The sequence below is a fragment of the Gabonia massiliensis genome, from assembly GCF_001403595.1.
Taxonomy (GTDB): Bacteria; Bacteroidota; Bacteroidia; order Bacteroidales; family Coprobacteraceae; genus Coprobacter; species Coprobacter secundus.
In genome coordinates, this window is record NZ_LN877940.1 from 899,953 (window position 1) to 918,230 (window position 18,278).

General features: G+C 37.2%; 10 protein-coding genes. All 10 read right to left on the reverse strand.

Annotated elements, in window-relative coordinates:
- Positions 1–46: 46 nt before the first annotated feature.
- Complete coding sequence (locus BN2628_RS13525) at positions 47–1,003, reverse strand: ROK family protein (protein WP_087880304.1); 957 nt, start codon at positions 1,001–1,003, stop codon at positions 47–49.
- On the reverse strand, positions 1,000–2,640 hold the full coding sequence (locus BN2628_RS13530; protein ID WP_044224328.1) for a CehA/McbA family metallohydrolase domain-containing protein: 1,641 nt from the start codon (positions 2,638–2,640) through the stop codon (positions 1,000–1,002). Before BN2628_RS13530 ends, BN2628_RS13525 begins: the two co-directional genes overlap by 4 nt.
- Before the next feature lie 35 nt (positions 2,641–2,675).
- Positions 2,676–4,352 (reverse strand): sulfatase family protein, encoded by a 1,677-nt coding sequence (locus BN2628_RS13535; RefSeq protein ID WP_044224325.1) that lies wholly within the window; start codon positions 4,350–4,352, stop codon positions 2,676–2,678.
- 3 nt (positions 4,353–4,355) lie between these two features.
- The gene (locus BN2628_RS13540; RefSeq protein ID WP_082002188.1) at positions 4,356–7,541 is read right to left on the reverse strand and encodes a chondroitinase family polysaccharide lyase; all 3,186 of its coding nucleotides are present in this window, start codon (positions 7,539–7,541) and stop codon (positions 4,356–4,358) included.
- Positions 7,542–7,615: 74 nt separating this feature from the next.
- Positions 7,616–9,634 carry a heparin-sulfate lyase HepC gene (hepC, locus tag BN2628_RS13545; RefSeq protein WP_044224322.1) on the reverse strand — a complete coding sequence of 673 codons (2,019 nt, stop codon included), beginning with the start codon at positions 9,632–9,634 and terminating at the stop codon, positions 7,616–7,618.
- A gap of 28 nt (positions 9,635–9,662) precedes the next feature.
- Positions 9,663–10,925 (reverse strand): glycoside hydrolase family 88 protein, encoded by a 1,263-nt coding sequence (locus BN2628_RS13550; protein WP_044224319.1) that lies wholly within the window; start codon positions 10,923–10,925, stop codon positions 9,663–9,665.
- 146 nt (positions 10,926–11,071) lie between these two features.
- Positions 11,072–15,139 (reverse strand): hybrid sensor histidine kinase/response regulator transcription factor, encoded by a 4,068-nt coding sequence (locus BN2628_RS13555; protein ID WP_055097704.1) that lies wholly within the window; start codon positions 15,137–15,139, stop codon positions 11,072–11,074.
- Between the two features lie 203 nt (positions 15,140–15,342).
- Entirely contained in the window at positions 15,343–15,906 is a 564-nt protein-coding gene (locus tag BN2628_RS13560) for an IS1096 element passenger TnpR family protein (protein ID WP_021931838.1), read from the reverse strand.
- A 187-nt stretch (positions 15,907–16,093) separates the two neighbouring features.
- Positions 16,094–16,870 carry an acyl-ACP--UDP-N-acetylglucosamine O-acyltransferase gene (gene lpxA, locus BN2628_RS13565; protein ID WP_021931836.1) on the reverse strand — a complete coding sequence of 259 codons (777 nt, stop codon included), beginning with the start codon at positions 16,868–16,870 and terminating at the stop codon, positions 16,094–16,096.
- Positions 16,871–16,890: 20 nt separating this feature from the next.
- Positions 16,891–18,276, reverse strand: coding sequence for a bifunctional UDP-3-O-[3-hydroxymyristoyl] N-acetylglucosamine deacetylase/3-hydroxyacyl-ACP dehydratase (locus BN2628_RS13570; protein WP_044230881.1), 1,386 nt, complete (start codon positions 18,274–18,276; stop codon positions 16,891–16,893).
- Between the last annotated feature and the right edge of the window lie 2 nt (positions 18,277–18,278).

Genomic DNA, 18,278 nt, shown 5'->3' on the forward strand with positions numbered 1-18,278 from the left:
AACCAGATTATGAAATTTTCTGGTTTTGGTTAGTAGCGTAAATTTTTCACTTTTTATTCTTACTTAATAAAAAAGCCATCCGGGCAGCCCCCATAGTACCGGCTTTATTTCCAAGCATTGCAGCGCATATTTTTGTGTTTACCCGACAGTCAGCGATAGAATATAGGGCAACTTCCTGTTCTATGCGTGCAATGTAAAAGTCACCGGCTTCAGAGATTCCTCCTCCAATGACAATTTTTTGCGGACTGAATATATTTACCAATCCGGCAATGCCATGACCGAGAAAGCTCCAATGTTCGTTCATCGATTCTACGGCTACAGGATGGCTCTCCAAATAAAGCTTTATAATCGATTTGCCATCAGGTTCTCTTTCTAATTGAATACTCTCTTCTTTACAGCGACGGACAAAGCGACGCACGAGGGCCGTGGTAGAAGCGTAGGTTTCGAGACATCCTACGCTTCCGCAGGCACAGGGTTCTCCATTGGCAATGAGAGGGATATGCCCGATTTCCGTCCCCCGGTTCTTGTATCCTCCATATAATTTACTGTCTATGATAATGGCTCCGCCTATGCCGGTTCCGACTGTGATGAAGAGAACATCCGAACAGCCTTTAGCCGCACCGAAGGCCTGTTCACCCAATCCCATCATGTTGGCATCATTGGCAACGCTGACCGGAAGCCCGGTCTCTTTTTCTAAAATATCGGCAAGAGGGACATTTTCCCAACCTGCGATATTCTCAGCTCCACCCAATACCCTACGGTTCGTTTCATCGGTAATACCCGGAGTTCCTATTCCTATACCACAAAGGGTAATATTTGCTGTATTTGCAAAATGAATGCATTCTGTCGCGGCACTTTTCAGTTGTCCGATAACGGCTTCTTTGGACGTACTTGCCAAAGAGGGCAGTTTCCCGTTGTACAGGAAATGTCCCTCTTCGTCAATAACAGCATATTTGATGAAGGTTCCTCCTAAATCTATTCCTATGGCATATTTCATGATTATACCCTTTCTACCCAAATAGGGGTGCTGAATGCCCATTGTCCGTCACGTTGACGGACACGTACATAATAGTAGTCGGTATCTCTTGCCGGTTGATTGTCGCTCATGACATGTTCTATCATGAAAGCGTTTTCCGGGGCTGCCCGATTGAAGAGAACCGCCTCGCTCAGCCATCCTCTCATAAAATGAGACTTGGAACCGGCCAATAATTCAGCCAGTGTATAACTGAATTCTTTTCCGTTGACGGATACTCTGATTTTTCCATTTTTGGGCATGGTAACATCCAGGTTTATAGCTTGCATGGCGGGAGTCATCGTATTCGGATTCTTTGTAGAATACATTTCCACATCTACCCGTTTGTCTGTTGCATTCAGTATTTTATTGACTTTGGTTTCATCTTCGTGACCCACTTTGTCTGCTTGTGGGGAAGTGTATGCGGCACCACGGAAGCATGGAGTGGCAACATTGATTTTGCCATCGGATATGTCTATGAAGCCGTCCCAACGGACAGGTTCTTCTTCCCTGTTCCATCCGAATTCTATTTTTACTTTGGCCCGGATTGTATCTTCAGCTGGAACGATAGTTTGCATGGGACCATTTAATCGGGCAATACATTCCCCGTTTTTCACCAAATCGATATAGTCGATATAATTGGCGGATTCTACGTTTAAGTAAATATTCCGGTTGTTTCCTCTGATGACGTCTCCCATGATAGCGTCGTTGATGCGAAAATCAATGTAGATTTTGTCTCCGGTAGCACAGTATACATGACGATTTTTCATGGCTTCCCATATGTCGTCCCGGTTTAGAGACTTGGCCAGTACGCCTATACGTCCGTCGCTAAAGCTTCCCGGATAACCTGCATGCTGGTCTGTGGAGCCGATAAACCCGAATTTGAAACCTCTCTCGAGCCCGCATAATGCACTCCCTTCGTAAGAGCGGGGGCCCATATCGTGCAGATAGTTGAAGTCTCCCTGATCGCTCTCTGCCAGACCGTGCCGGGAGAAAATCTCGACAAATGGAGTCTGGTCTCCTTCTGTAAAGCAATCCCAGTTGTATCCGCGGTATCCTTTTTCGTAACCCATATGGTGGGGAGTGACGAAAACCTTTTTATCTTTCAATTTCTTTTTCAGGTCTTCTACTGATGTGCATTCGACCAAAGGAAAATTTTGTTCATAAGATAAGACTACGTGGTCTCCGTGCTCCATACTGTGGCATTCGTAAGAAGGAAATGTCAGGAATTTACCCTCCTGATTATACTCTTCAGTCATTTTCAGATATTTTTCATATCCTCCTTCCCGGAGGCGTTTGAAGGCTCCGACGTGATAATCGATAACCCAAGCCAGTCGAGGGTCGTTTTTGCCGGGGATATCCGGCCACATGGCATGTGGAGTGACCGCAACAAAATCGAGTTGTTGTTTGGCTGCTTCGAATGCCAGCCGCATATCTCCGTGTCCGTAGGTAATATTACAATGATTATGAATATCGCCCCAAAAAACTTTCATTCCGTTGGGGTCTATCTTGGCTGAAGCTCTTGTCTTTTCCCTGTTTTTAGGATTGCATGCACTTAATAGGGTGCCTGACATCGCCAGTCCCATTACACTCCATCCTGTACTTTTGATAAATTTGCGTCTATCCATGATAACTAATTTATAATGAATGATTAATGATAAATTTAGTGTTTGTTTGCTCCATCGTCACCTTTAAAAAACTGAATTGTCTGTTCTGTCGGATCGGTATCTTTATATTCCTGTTGTAGTTCATAAAGAAGTTTTGTCATATCTTCTTGAACCTTTTTATATTCAGGTTTTCCATATACATTATTTAATTCATTTTTGTCGTTTTGCATATCGAAAAGTTCCCAATAATCAGCATCATTATAAAAATGAATTAATTTGTAGCGTTCGGTACGAATCCCGTAATGGCGTTTTACCATATGCCATGAGGGATATTCATAATAGTGATAATATACGGCTTTGCGCCAATTTTCGGGAATGTTTCCTTCATGTTCAAGTACTGGACGTAAAGAACGACCCTGTATTTCTTTTGGAATTTCTATCCCGGCAAAGTCAAGAAAAGTAGGAGCGAAGTCTATATTCATGCTTAATGCTTTAGATACTGTCCCGGCTTTTATGGCTTTAGGATAACGTATCATTAATGGAGTTCGTTGACATTCTTCGTACATAAAGCGTTTATCAAACCATCCATGCTCGCCAAGAAAAAATCCTTGATCAGAAGTATAAACGATAATTGTATTATCCAATTCTCCTATTTGTTCAAGATAGTCGAGCAGACGACCTACGTTTTCGTCCACAGCTAACGTTGTTGCTAAATAATCTCTTATATATTGCTGATATTTCCAGCTAATAAGTTCTTTCCCTTTCATTTCTTTTGTACGAAACTCTTCGATTCGTTTGGCATACGCCTTATTCCACACCTCTTTTTCTTCAGGAGTCATGCGGTTATAGGCAGCTCGTAGTTGTTGGAGACCATTGCTTTGTTGATTGGCACGAGCAACTTCAGCCTTGTTGATATCGGCAGCGCGTGTATCGTCGTATTCTCCGGCTAATTCTTCGGGAGTTGCTATTTTCAAATCCCAGTCGTTCCACATATGGTTGGCAATTTCCATCATGGTTTCTTTTGCAGCTCTGCCTCGAGTTGAGTAATCATCGAACAGTGTTTCTGGCTCGGGAAAAGTGACATCATTATAAATACCCAGATGGCGTTGTGCTGGCATCCAGTTGCGGTGAGGGGCTTTATGATAATAAAGCATGGCAAATGGTTTCGAAGTATCCCGATTTTCTATAAATTTTATGGCTTTATCGGTGATGATGTCAGTTACATATCCTTTTTCCCGTATTTCTTTTCCGTTTTCTTTAAAATCAGGACTATAATACTCGCCTTGTCCCAGTAATATACTCCAAAAATCAAATCCTTGAGGATCTGAATTGAGATGCCATTTACCGATCATTGCGGTTTGGTATCCTGATTTCTGTAGTAATTTAGGGAAAGTTTCTTGATCTCCGTTGAAGGTTTGTGAGTTATCAGTAAATCCATTGATATGACTCATTTTCCCGGTTAATATACATGCCCTTGAAGGTCCGGAAATGGCGTTGCTGACATAACAATTGTCAAAACGCATACCTTCATTGGCTATGCGGTCGAGATTGGGAGTTTGTATAAGTTGGCTGCCATAGCAACTGATACCTTGGGTGGTATGGTCATCTGTCATAATGACAATAATGTTTGGCTTTTTTTCCGGTTTATTATCTTTTGGTTTCATAGAGCATCCAGTAAGACTGCCTAATGCGGCTACCGGAACAAGCATGGAGGATAATGCGTGTCTGTTCATATTTTATTGCTTAATTATTTTTTTATTGAGTATAGTTTGATCTTTTTTTAATGTTATTATGTACGTTCCGTTAGGGAGAGAGTTCATATCTATGCTATGAACTCCTGTCAGGTGTTGATATGAAAGAATCTGCTTTCCTTCAATGTTTGATAAAAAGCAGGAGTAGACAGTCGAGTCTTTGGGCATGATAATATATCGTTTTTCTTGTTTGTTATACTTACATTGAAATTCGGAGTCTATTTTGTCTTCTGAAACGGAAGTCCACTCTTTAGGTCTTAGATTTATTTTATATGTCTTTCCTTCTACAGCATCGAAAGAAAGTAGAGTATTATCTCCTTTTTGGATAATATTTATATTATTATTTCCTTCTTCGAAATATTCATATATACCGGAAATTTCTATTTCTACAGTAGCAGGTTGACTTTCTGCTTTTATTTGTTCTTCTGTCAGGTTATCTATGTTTGTACTGGAAGGCCTTCTTAAGTCAGGGTCACATATAGCGAGGTTCAGAATCTGGTTTTTTTCTTGAGATAATATGATTACTGGGCGATTTACTTTTTTGATTTTTCCATAAGATATGGAAGATGTTTCATCGAAGATAGCATAAGCTGTCGTTCCAGATTCTGAATCGGAAATGATATGAGCTTTTGCATTTTGTTGTATGATGGACATCGGGCATGTTTGTTCATTTGTATATTTATATATTAATTCCTGATTTGAGGTGGAAGGGAGCATGAAATAGCTGTATAGCCCTGATTGTGGAGCCTTGCCGTGGTTGATAAAAGCCAATGTCAAATCTCCGTTTTGAATAAAATCTGTTGAACCCTGGGTTACGACGTAGGTAATATTTTGTTCATCTGTTATTATGGGTGTTTTTACTGTTTCCGGAATATTTGGACTTTTGTCATTAATAGTAATTTCTCCTGATTGTTGTAATAAGGTGGTGACTGTAGTATGCTGAGAATCACTATTCTTTATATTACTGCCTATACACAAAATGACCGAACCGGAAGAGAATATTGTTTTACGGGCGTAGAATGAAGGGTCGAAAGTGTTGTCGTGCATGTACATTGAGAATATACCTATTGTATCACCCATATTAGTACCTCCTAAAAATGTCTCGTCTGAAAAATTACGATGTTTATCGTTTCCTTCGCCATTATAGTCTAATTCATCAGGAGTTAAAACTTTTGTTGTAGTTCCTGGAAGATAGCTCCAGTTCCAATTTTCGTTTTCGTATTCATGATTTTTATTTCCATCAGTTAAAGTTGTATATTCTATTTGTCCATAACTCATATATCGCCCGTAAATATTTTCTAAACCGGAACATTCATAATCCCAGATATATTTGCTTATTCCCTTTGCACTGAGGTGGAAATCTGATGTACGATGAATAAATAATCCGGCATATGGAAGATAAAGACTTTTTGAGTGGATATTTTCTTCTTCTGACACATATGTGGCTGCATCCAAACAGATGGCTGTTTCTCCTAAGGTCGTTTTAAAGCAAATGTCAGTTGCAGATCTGGAGATTCTATCTTTTATTGGAGATTCTTCTGGTTTCCAAAGACGCCCAAAAGCAGCATTTAACTCATTGTCTGTTCCGTTTTTAGATTCTATTAAATATGCAAAAGCTGCAACTAAATCATCAAGAACAGTGTTCGAGCTGGGAAAGCGACCGCAGGTAGTTGCTGGGACATCATATAAAGCCGCGATATTGCGCAGCATCAGTAGTGAGTTCTTTAACTGAATGTATATAGACTCAGATAACTCAAAGGGTGTATCATGCAACAAGTAAAAAAGGAAGCATCCGATATATAATGCATCTGGATAATAGGCCCCTAAATATACACCTCTATGGTGATACCCTGTAAAATCTGGTTTGAATGTACCTCTAAATCCTCCAGCAGGAGAAAGTGCATTTGTAAAATACTCTTTTAAGGTCAGCAATGTCTCAGCTTGTGCATTTTCATCTGATAACATTAATGCGCAGTATAATTTGGCTATTGCAAGGGTTCTTAAATTATCAGCCGTTTCACCGGAAGCATCATTATCGGTATTAATATAAATATCTCCTAAAAGGCTAAACCATTTTAACGTTTCAAGCTCTCGGGAGAATCGAGAATCTCCAAGTTCGTCTTTCATTAAGTAAAGGGAATGAAAATAGCCTGCACTTCTGAGTTTTTCAAATCTAAGGGCCCCTAATGCACTACCACAGGACCAGCCTTGGTCTGCGTACCAGTCGAGTATCTTGAGATAATTTTCTTTGCTGGTTTCATTATGATTTAGTCGATAATCCAATGCAAACTGAATAAGATATTTTTCGTTTGTATCTCGGAATCGTAAAATATTTTCATTGTCGATTGATGTGGATGTATATTGTGGAAATAACCCAGGTCCCAATACACTTCCGTCACTTTGTACAGTTAAGTTTATGGAAGTGAAATTGTTTTGAGCTCGTTTTATCCAATTATTGATTGAATTTTTACGTTTGTTGAAAATTGTCGAAGTATTATTAGTATTTAAAAACCAATTGTCGATTCTCTCTTTTATTGTAGACAAAGCTTCTTTTTGTTCAGAAGATGCCGAATGAGAATAATTTAGAGGAATTGCATTATATGACTTAAGAAAATTGTCAATATTATTGTAGGATTGGTTTACTGAATATTGAGCATTATCTATCCTATCCCAGGCTACATTTTTAGGAAATTCCAGATAATCAAAATATAAAGACCCATTTCCTGATTGAGGAGCAAAAATTTTTATGTATGATAGGGTAGAGCGGTCATGTTCCATGTCTTCTGTAAAACGGGAACAGATGTATCTCCAGCCCGAAAAATTCAAGTTAAAAGATAATTTGCATTTTTCGGTACCACTATTATTATAAAAAGAAAATTGGATTTTATTATTGCTGATTGTAGTGTTATATATCCAACATGTAAATCCTCCGGAATTAGTGGTAGAAACTGAGGTTAGACCATCTGGCTGGTTAATTGTCAATGTAGAACCACTTTTCCAGTCCCATTGTAAAGATTGTTTCCCTAATTTATATTTTTGTCCGGAAATAGATATGCTACCTATATTTACATTGAAATTTGAGGGTACACTACTATCTTCGAACGAATATATTTGAGCATATATTGTTGTCGATATCATTAAGTATAATATGGTCAAAATTTTGCTCTTCATATTTCATAAGATTTAAGGATTATAGCCGGAATATTTCGATATAGATTCCGGCTATAAAAACTGTAAATGATTAATTAAAGATTATATCCTAATTTGTATTTGTCTTTACCTATTTTTACCGTTATGCCGATACTCTTTTCGTTGAATGATTTATTATCGAATTTCGCATCTATTGTCGGAATTTTTTTGCTGTTCTCTACAGGTAAGATGACTGTAATAAATCGAGAATAACCGTCCGACGATTTTTTGTCAACGTTAAATGAAAAAGCTTCTCGTTTTACCTTTTGTCTATATTCATATGAGACCCAGCCTTCTTCTTCTTCCATATTGGGTTTCATGTCACTAAATGCTTGTAAAACAATATTATTACCATCTTTGAAATTGGTATAGGCTTTTAATGCTTTTGGGTCGGTCGTGATATCACCTTCGCACATTTGATAATGAATCCCGACTTTACCGTGAGCATTGCCGATGGCTTCATCTACTATTACGAAAAATTTTTTATCAACGAAAAAAATAGAGCGGCGATGTTTCAGCCCTTCATAACTCGGATTTTCAGTAACTAATATCTCTGTGGGTTCATTGATTTTCCATAATAGGCATTTCGAATCAGTTTTTTCCAAAGTTTTGTTGTCCAAAGTCAAAGTTTTGTGTACCATTGTCTGGCGGAACCAGTTACGCCATTTCATTACTTCATCATCACCTGCGTATACATATGAACCGGCATCCGGGAAGAAATTACGGCCTTTGATAAATAATTCGAAAGTGCCATTATCTGGTTGACAATGCCAGAAAGCGGGAGGTCCAGCTTTGATAATCATGCTGGTAGATTGCATATCCCATCCATTTCTGAAAATGAAAAAGCCAGATGTCTTAAATGCTTTTGATGTATAGTCTGGAAGTTTTCCGTCTTTTCCTTCAGTGGCAAAATATTGAATTGTCTCATTATTGGGGAAAACTTTTAACCATTGTTTGTAGTTTTTGATCATTTCTGATTTACTATTCTTTTTAGCATCGCTGAACAATGGATTCGAGTAGTCTGGAAATGAAAGATTATACATGACTGTAATCATATTTTCTATCGTATCCAAAAAGCTTTGTGGAAATTCGTTACGATACCCATTAGCATCAGCCATTTGCAATGCTTTAAAGAATATATTGATTGTAGCCAGATGATAATGCGGGTCAAGCTCAAATTGCATTCCGTCATTATATACCTGTACTTGTATTTCTTTATTTAAAATAGAAATTGCCGATTGTCTCCATGTAGGAGCATCTTTAAATTCTGGAAAGAATATTCCGGCATAGAGTATGCGTTGGGCCTCGAAAAGCAGATGATTACCTTGCTTGGAATAGTTATTTATAATGTGGGCAGCATGTCGGTGCACATTTACCAGAAATTGTGTAAAGAATTCGGGAGTGAAATATTTAGATGTATTGAACAGTAAAAATTCACTGGCTTGATCTTGTAAACGGTTGCTGACTTCCAATGGACGCCAAGCATAACGGACATTATCGTCCGAGACATTGTCTCCATCATATTCTACTTCACCACTGCTAATTGTTTTTCGTTTTGAAGTTAATCCGGTTTTTAATGGGTTTTTATTTATCCAATCCATGTATTGGTAAACCCATTCTTTGGCATATTTTTCGTCTCCAGAAATACGATAGGCTTTTCCCATTGGTATAAACCATTTCTGTCGGTGCAACTGCCATCGAAGTTCATTGTCTTTTACCGGCCAGTAAGTCCAATCAATATCATCTCCGTAGAAAAAAGATGGCTGGTATCCTTTATGTGCAAAAAACTTATGTTCAAGGGCTTCATCGGCCATTTTTTGCTCAGATTTAGAAATCTTTAGATTATTCAGATTTATATCTGGAAATACAATCCCTTTTCTGTTTTTGTAATATGAAAGTAATGCTGAGGCTGCCTCATAATACTTGCCTTCATTATAGAATTGTTTTACCTCTTCTAACCCTTTTGTGTCCAAATTTATTAGGCTGAAAGCTTCTTTATTGAGCTCTTGGGCCTGTATTTGGACGCTTCCCAAAATAGTGAAGCATATCAATATATATTTAACTATCTGTTTCATATAAGTATTTAATGGAGTTTTTTGATTTTTATTTTTGGGATAGCAAGGCTTTTGAATCGATATTTTTGAGTTTAATATATCTTTTTAGTGCTTCCAGATAATAATAGTCGGCATAGTTAAGAGGAACATCTATCTCCGAACCATGAGGTAGAGAGCCTGTCGAATGTTTTAATATAAATCCATTATTTGTACCTTTTTCCGCTAAATAATTTGGAGTAGAAAGTTCTTTGATGATCTTTTCTGCATAATCGAAATAAGTTTGTCCGTTTTCGACTAAAGTACTTAGTTCAAATAGAGCTGAGGCAGTTACAGCTGCGGCCGATGCGTCGCGTGGAGCGTCGGGTATAGTCGGTGCATTATAGTCCCAGTAAGGAATAAGGTCTTCAGGGATTGCTGGATTTTCCATAATAAATTTTGCAATCTGTTGTGCTCTTTCTAAGTATGCAGAATGATTAGTCTCTTCGAAACATAGAGTATATCCATATAATCCCCATGCTTGTCCTCGAGCCCAAGTAGAACTATCAGAATAACCTTGGTAAGTCATTTGTTTGGTGATATCATTTGTTGGGTCAATATAATCGACTACATGGCAGCAACTCATGTCGGGTCGGTAATGGAACTTCATTGTATTGTCTGCATGAGTTATCGCAATGTTTCGGAATGTACTATCTTGTGTTGCTTGGCTAGCCCAGAATAACATTTCAAGATTCATCATATTGTCAATAATAACGGGGTATGTCCATTCTCCGAAATCCCATGAACGTATGACTCCTTTTTGAGGGTTATATCGTGATGCCAGTGATTTGGATGCATTTACTATAATAGCCGAATCTCCAGCCTCTGGAGCCAATCGGTATGCGTTACCAAAGCTGCAAAAGACCATAAATCCAAGGTCGTGAGTACCAGTATAATACTGAAGATCAGATAGTAGTTCTGTATATTTCCGTGCTTCTTGTTTCAATGTATCATCTCCGGTCAATTCGTAAGCCAACCACATGGAACCGGGGAAGAATCCGCTGGTCCAGTCTCTTGGTTTTTCTAAGCGGAGGCTATCTATCCAATTTTGAGGATTTTTTTCGGCCATTGGCTTAGGATTGAGGATAGACCGTGGAAATACTGCAGTATCCTGAATATTTTTACTGTCTATCGCTTCGGCTGTCATTTTAAGTTGAAATTGTGCCGTTTCGATACCATTACGTAGCCACGCAGAATCATCCGTAATTGTTTTTTTCTGACTGCACCCAAATAAGGACAGGGCAGCTATGCCCATAAGAAGAAAGTTGTTCCTCATAATAATAGAATTTCAATTAGTAATTTCGCATTTTTCAATAGTGCAATATTACAAATCAAAATTCAAAGAAGACTTCACAAATGTTGAAACTCATTCTACGTTATTGTAAAACACTTTCACTTTTGTTGAAAAAACTTTCGCATATGTCAAATCTTACTGTTTTTGACATATTCAGATGGCAAACACCCCATGTATTTTTTGAAACTGGTAGTGAAATAGGAAGGTGTAAAACCAACCATTGTACTTATTTCTGATACATTATATTTCCCTTCTTTCAGTAATCGGCAAGCATGTCCAAAGCGTATTCTGCGGATAAATTCTACAGCAGATTCTCCGGTAAGAGCTTTCAGTTTGAGATGAAGATTTGAACGGCTCATACCCATTTCCCGGCTAAATTCTTCAGCAGAAAAATTGGGGTTTTCCAGGTTCTTTTCAATAATACCGATAGCCTTGTTCAAGAGTTCTTCATCTATTCCGTTGGAGGCTATTTGTGCCGGATTAGCTTCTATATTGGCCGCATAGTTTCGAATGGCTCGTTGTCGTCCTTTCAAAATATTTTGGACTTTTGCTCGTAATACAGAGAAGACAAAAGGTTTGCTGATGTAATCATCGGCTCCTGTATTTAGCCCGGTAAGTTGTTCTCCTACAGTGCTCTTTGCTGTTAATAAAATGAGAGGAATATGGCAAAAGTGAATATTTTGTTTTACCAGTTTACAGAATTTTATCCCATCCATTACCGGCATCATTACATCAGAGATAATAAAATCTATTTTTTCTCCTTTGTTTAATATATCCCAGGCGATTTCTCCGTTTTCTGCCTGTAAGATATGATAAGATTGAGAAAAGTTTTCGTATAAATATTTTCTTACATCTGCATCATCTTCTACTAATAATAGTGTACTTTTATCTTGTGCTTCATTTTCAGATTGATAAGAAATAGCTGTTTCTTTTTCAGAATATTCCTCAATATTCGGGTCAATATATTTAGTATTTGGGGCTTTAGTAATGGTTTGTCCGTCAGAGCGTTCTTCTTCACTATAAGCTTTAGCTTCACAAGGTATAATAACTGTAAATTCTGAGCCTTCTCCTAATGTGCTATTGAGATGTATTTCTCCGTGGTGTTGTTCGATGAGGCGTTTTACAAATGACAGTCCGATACCTGTTCCTACGCTGTTTTCTTCAACTTGATAAAATCTTTCAAAAATACGGTCTTGTTTATCTTTGGGAATACCACACCCTGTGTCACTGACGGAAATGATGAGTGAACCTTTATCTTCTTTTGCTTTTACAGTTATATTACCAAATTCAGGTGTATATTTCAACGCATTGGAAATTAAATTGGTTAATATTCGTTCGAGATAGTTTTCATCATAGAATATTTTGTCTTTTTCGATATTATATTCCAGATTATAATCTATTTTCTTATTTGATGCAGCTCTGGCGAACATGTCAAATAATTCTTGAACAAAAGGCTTGATTTCGTGCTCTTGTACGTGAAGTTCCATAGCTCCCATTTCAGCTCTACGATAGTCTAGTACTTGATTTATGAGGTGTAACATCCGTTTTGAGTTGCGTTGGATAAGAAGTAGTTGGTTTTTGAGCCATTTGTCACTTACCCCGCGTTCGAGTATTTCATGTATAGGTGATAATATAAGAGTCAAGGGTGTGCGGAATTCGTGAGAAATGTTGATAAAGAACCGGATTTTCATTTGACTAAGTTCTTCTGTTCGCTCTTTTTCTTTTCGTTCAAGAGCCAACTCTTTTCTCATGATTTTACGAGATGTATAAAAGTGTATTCCATAGAATACAACAATGCAGACTAATAAGGCAAAAATAAGTTTAGCCCACCATGTTTCCCACCAATGCGGAAGTACTGTGATATGTAATTCTGTTGTTTGGCTGCTCCACTTACCGTCATTATTAGCAACTTTTACTTTAAAAGTATAATTTCCAGGGTTTAAGTTGGAGTAACTAACGCTGTTCTTGGTCGTATTATACCAGTCTGTATCGAATCCTTCGAGAGTGTAAGAGAATAAGTTATTTCCTCCCGACAGGTAATTAGGAACTACAAATTCGAGACCAAAAAGAGATTGAGACGATTTTAATGTAATAGAGTTGGTTTCGTCGATACTTTTTTCTAAAATCTTACTTTCATCACCTGGAAGTATTTTTTTATTGAAGACTGTGAGATTATCGATTATTGCAGCTGGAGTATAGGGGTTGTCAATAAGCCGTTCAGGGAAAAACGCGGTGATACCATTGGTTCCACCAAAATACATTTTACCATCAGAACTTTTGCAATAAGCATACATATTGAATTGATTGCTTTGTATTCCGTCCGGTTCGGTATATATTCGCCAACTTTTACTTTCTTTATTCAAACATATAAGTCCGCTATTAGAACTCATCCATAAACGATTGAAACTATCTTCTAAAATGCCGTATATTCTATAGTCCGGTATTTTATAATAATTACCAATATCGAAAAGCTTTTTATTTTGTTCATCATAGGTAAAAAGCCCGGATTGTGACCCTATCCATATGCTGTGCTGCTTATCTTCAAAAATGCAACATATCTGTTTGTCGTTTATTTTTTGTGGTTCGGCATTATATAATTGGTTCTGTGTTTTGTCATAAATATACAGCCCGTTATCTGTACCTATCCACAATCTTTTCTTGCTATCTGAATATAGTGTCATGATTTGTTTGTCATCCAGAACCTTTGTCTTAATGAGTGTAGAAACAGATTGTCCGGACTCGCTTTTGAAGTCATATAAAAACAACCCATTTAGGGTACCTACCCATAAAATATTGTTTTCATCTTGGAACAAAGAATATACATTACTATTGGCTGTTTGATCAGATGATATATTGATCCGTTTAAAACGGTTATTTTTTTGGAGTATGCATAATCCTCCGTCATGGGAGCCTATAGCCATATTTCCGTTTGATAATCGTAACAGAGCTTTTATATTATTTCCGGATAGGCTTTCTGGGTCATTTTCTTTATGTTTGTAATAAGAAAAATGGTCGGTAACTGTATTGTATACGTTCAGACCGTTGTCATTCGTTCCTATCCATATTAAAGATGATTCTGCGAGCATAGTGCTGACGACGTTGTCATTTAATGAATTGGCATATCGTATGTATTTCAGATGCTCAAATTGATTTTTTAAATTGTGGTAATAATTTAATCCTCCAAAATAAGTTCCACACCACATTCCACCTTGAGAGTCGGCATAGATGGCACGAATAGAATTCTGACTTAATTCGTCTGCTTCATATTCGGTATTAAATAAATGATAAAACCCTTTTCCATCTCCTTTTAAAATGTTTAGCCCGACAAAAGTTCCTACCCATAAGCGCTGTTGGTTATCATAAGATAAGGAACGAATATAGTTGGATGATATGCTTTCATTATCATCTGGTCGGTGGGTATAAGGAATTAATATATGATAGGCTAAGTCATAAAGATATAACCCTTCTCCTTCTGTTCCAATCCAAATTTTATTATGATTGCGATTATGAGGAAGGATGGCCATAATCGGTTTATTCCTAAGACCGTCGTAGACGATTTCGAATGTATCATTTTCTGGGTCATAATAAAATAAGCCATTATCGCTACCGACCAATATTTTATTTTTTAATTTTAGGATGGCAGAAACTCTTCTGGTCGGGAATGATGTATGTTGGTAGCCTCCTTTTTCAGAAAAAGATACAAGACCTCGATCGGTTGCTAAAAGAAATTGGTCATCGGAGCTTTCACAGATATTATAAATAAGCTGTTTTTTGAAGCCTATATTTTTCCATGGATAATTGACAAAGACTTCCTTGTCTTTGTTGTACATGGACAGACCGCTTTGTGTACCTATCCATAATCTATTTTTTGAATCGATAGCTAAAGAACGGATGTTGTTGTTTATAAGACTAGCAGAGTCGGTTTTGTTATGACGATATATTGTGAATTTGTAACCATCATAACGGTTTAGTCCATCGCCTGTTGCAAACCACATGTACCCTTTTTTGTCTTGAGTGATATAGAAAACAGAACTTTGAGAGAGCCCTTCATTTAATGAAAATTGTTGAAAGATAATTTTTTTCTCGATTCCGGCAGAAAATGATAAAAATGCATAAGATAAGAATATTGATAAAATAATAACATTATCAGTGATAGATTTTATCTTTCTTGTGGCTCTTTTTATAATTAATCTCATTATGTGAGTCTGATACAATTCGTTAATTATTTGAAGTTATATAAAGAATAGATTGATTCCTTGTAAAGGAATCCAGGCTCAGTTCAAGTACTATAAACAACGGATTATATTTCGTTATATTTTGGATTTAAGGTTAATTTGAGCAAAATAGCATTAGTAAGTATAAAATGGTGATACAAACTAATGCTATTTTTGTGATATGGTTAGAATTGACTATTGTTATCGTCGTAAGGGTTACCGTTGCTCATGTCTAAATCATTGTATCCCTCTTCATCAAGTTCTGACGGATCAAAAGTTTCATCACCGTAAAAATTTTCACCTAAATCTGAAACCGAATTATTTTTGTCAAACTCATCAAAAGTCATGATTTGTTGAGGTGGATTGCCTATCGATTTTGTACAGACAGGCTTTTCAAGATTTTTACCAGGAATTATTTCTCTCAATTCCATAAAAAAAGCCCGTTCTGTCATATTGTCAAATACAAAAAGTAGTCTCTGTCTTTCATCTTCCAGTAATTCACTCAATTTAGTGTCTTCCATTACCCAAGAGTCATCTTCATAACTGGTATCCATTTCCATAAGGGTGATTTCTGTCTTTTTTTCCCAGTCATCATCACAAATAAAAAATGAGGTTATCTGATCTTTCGTGAAATTTACCGAATCGAGAATAGCATTGTGCAAGTCTAAGAATGTAGCCTCGGAATCGATACTTATCTCGCGAGCAAACTGATCTACTTCATCCGATATGAGCAAAAATTTATATATCATAGCATTGATAAATTTATTATTTCTATTTTGTTTGGTAGCGTAAAAATAATAAAAATATCTATTCCCAAAAAAAGGTTATTAAAAAATTTCGATACTCGTTTTTCTTGATGTATCGGAATCCTGTATGTTACATAAAAAATGATATGGAACAGAAGTTCCATATCATTTTTTATGTAGCAGATGTTTTTTATAGATATCCTTTGATAATTCCTCTTTGAGAGTTTCTTACGAAGAGTATAATTTCGTCTCGTTCTTTCGTTGCAGGAAGTTCTGCTTCAATACGCTCAATGGCATCAGAATTATTCATTCCTGAAAGATAGAGATATCTATAAATTTCTTGAATATCACGTATAGTCTCGTTTGTAAAATTCCTACGCCGTAATCCGATGGAGTTAATGCCTGCATAAGAAATGGGATTGCGAGCTGCTTTTACAAAAGGAGGGATATCTTTATTTACAAGAGAACCTCCTTGTATCATAACATGAGATCCGATATGGGAAAATTGATGTACCAGTGTACCTCCTCCGATGATGGCGTAGTCATCTACTTGTACCTCGCCTCCTATTTGAGTGGCATTGGACATTACGATATTATTTCCTATTATGCAATCATGGGCAATATGTACGTAAGCCATTAACAAGCAATTCGAGCCAACAATCGTTTTCCCTTTTGAAGCCGTTCCTCGGTTTATTGTGACACATTCACGTATTGTTGTGTTGTCTCCAATTTCGAGAATTGTGTCTTCTCCTTTGAATTTTAAATCTTGGGGAATTCCTGCAATGACAGCACCGGGAAATATCTGGCAATTTTTACCGATACGAGCACCCTCAAGAATGGTTACGTTCGATCCGATACGAGTACCCTCGCCGATTTCTACATTTTTGTCGATTGTGACAAATGGTTCTATTACAACGTTCGGCGCAATTTTCGCCTCGGGATGTACATAAGCTAATGGTTGTTTCATTTTGAATACAATATAGTATATTATTTATTTTTGATGATCTGGGCCATAAATTCGCATTCGGTGGTAATTTTTTCTCCTACGAAAGCATATCCTTTCATATATGCGCACCCTCTGCGGAGTTCGGTCATAAATGATAAATGGAATATTACTGTATCTCCAGGTACGACCTTTTGCCGAAATTTGACATTATCTATTTTCAAAAAGTAAGTAGAATATTTTTCAGGGTCTTCTACTGAGTTCAGGACCAATAATCCTCCAGTTTGGGCCATTGCTTCTATAAGTAACACTCCTGGAGTTACAGGTTCACTGGGAAAATGTCCTTGAAAGAATGGTTCGTTTGAGGTAAAGTTTTTGACACCGACGATATGATTTTTTCCTAATTCTATGATTTTATCTACCAATAACATCGGGTAACGATGAGGAAGTAGCTGTTTAATACGGTTGACATCCATAATCGGAGCAACGTTTGGATTATATATAGGGGCTTGAATATCCTGGCGTTTAATTTCTTTTCGCAACATACGAGCCAGTTGGTTGTTAATCTTATGTCCTGGCCGAGTTGCAATGATTCGGCCTTTGATAGGTTTACCTACAAGAGCAATATCTCCCAATATATCCAGTAACTTATGACGAGCCGGTTCATTATCGAAAACCAACGGGTTATTATTGATATAGCCTAATTCGTCAACATGTTTATGAGGTACACCCATGAGGTCTGCCAGACGGTCGAGTTCTTCTTGGGATGTTTTTTGATCATAAATGACGATAGCGTTGTCTAAGTCTCCTCCCTTTATCAAATTATTCTTTACAAGAGGTTCTATTTCACGGACAAATACGAATGTACGGCTATTAGCTATTTCTGATGCAAAGTTTTGTAAATTGTCGAGGCTTGCAAACTGGTTATTCAGTACTGGGGAGTTGAAAGAAATGAGAGTATTGATACTGAAATCTTCATCAGGTAAGACTAATAAGCTTGAACCGGTAGCGTCGTCCTTTACTTCTATTTTGTTTTTTATAATAAAGTATTCTCGTTCTGCTTCTTGTTCTATGATTCCGGCTTTGGTTATAGCTTCGGCATAATAGCGTGCACTTCCGTCGAGTATGGGGAATTCAGGGGCATTTACTTGAATTAAGCAATTATCTATCTCAAAACCAAATAAAGCCGCCATTGCATGTTCTATGGTGCTTACTGCAATTTCTTTCTTGGCAACAACAGTGCCACGTTGTGTTTCTATTACATTTTCAGCGACAGCATCTATTATGGGGTGATCTTCTAAATCGATACGTTGAATTTTATAACCGTGATTTTCAGGTGCAGGTAAGAACGTAATGGTTATATCAATTCCGGTATGTAAGCCTTTTCCTTTCAATGAAAAGCTGTTTTGCAGGGTTCGTTGCTTCATAATAT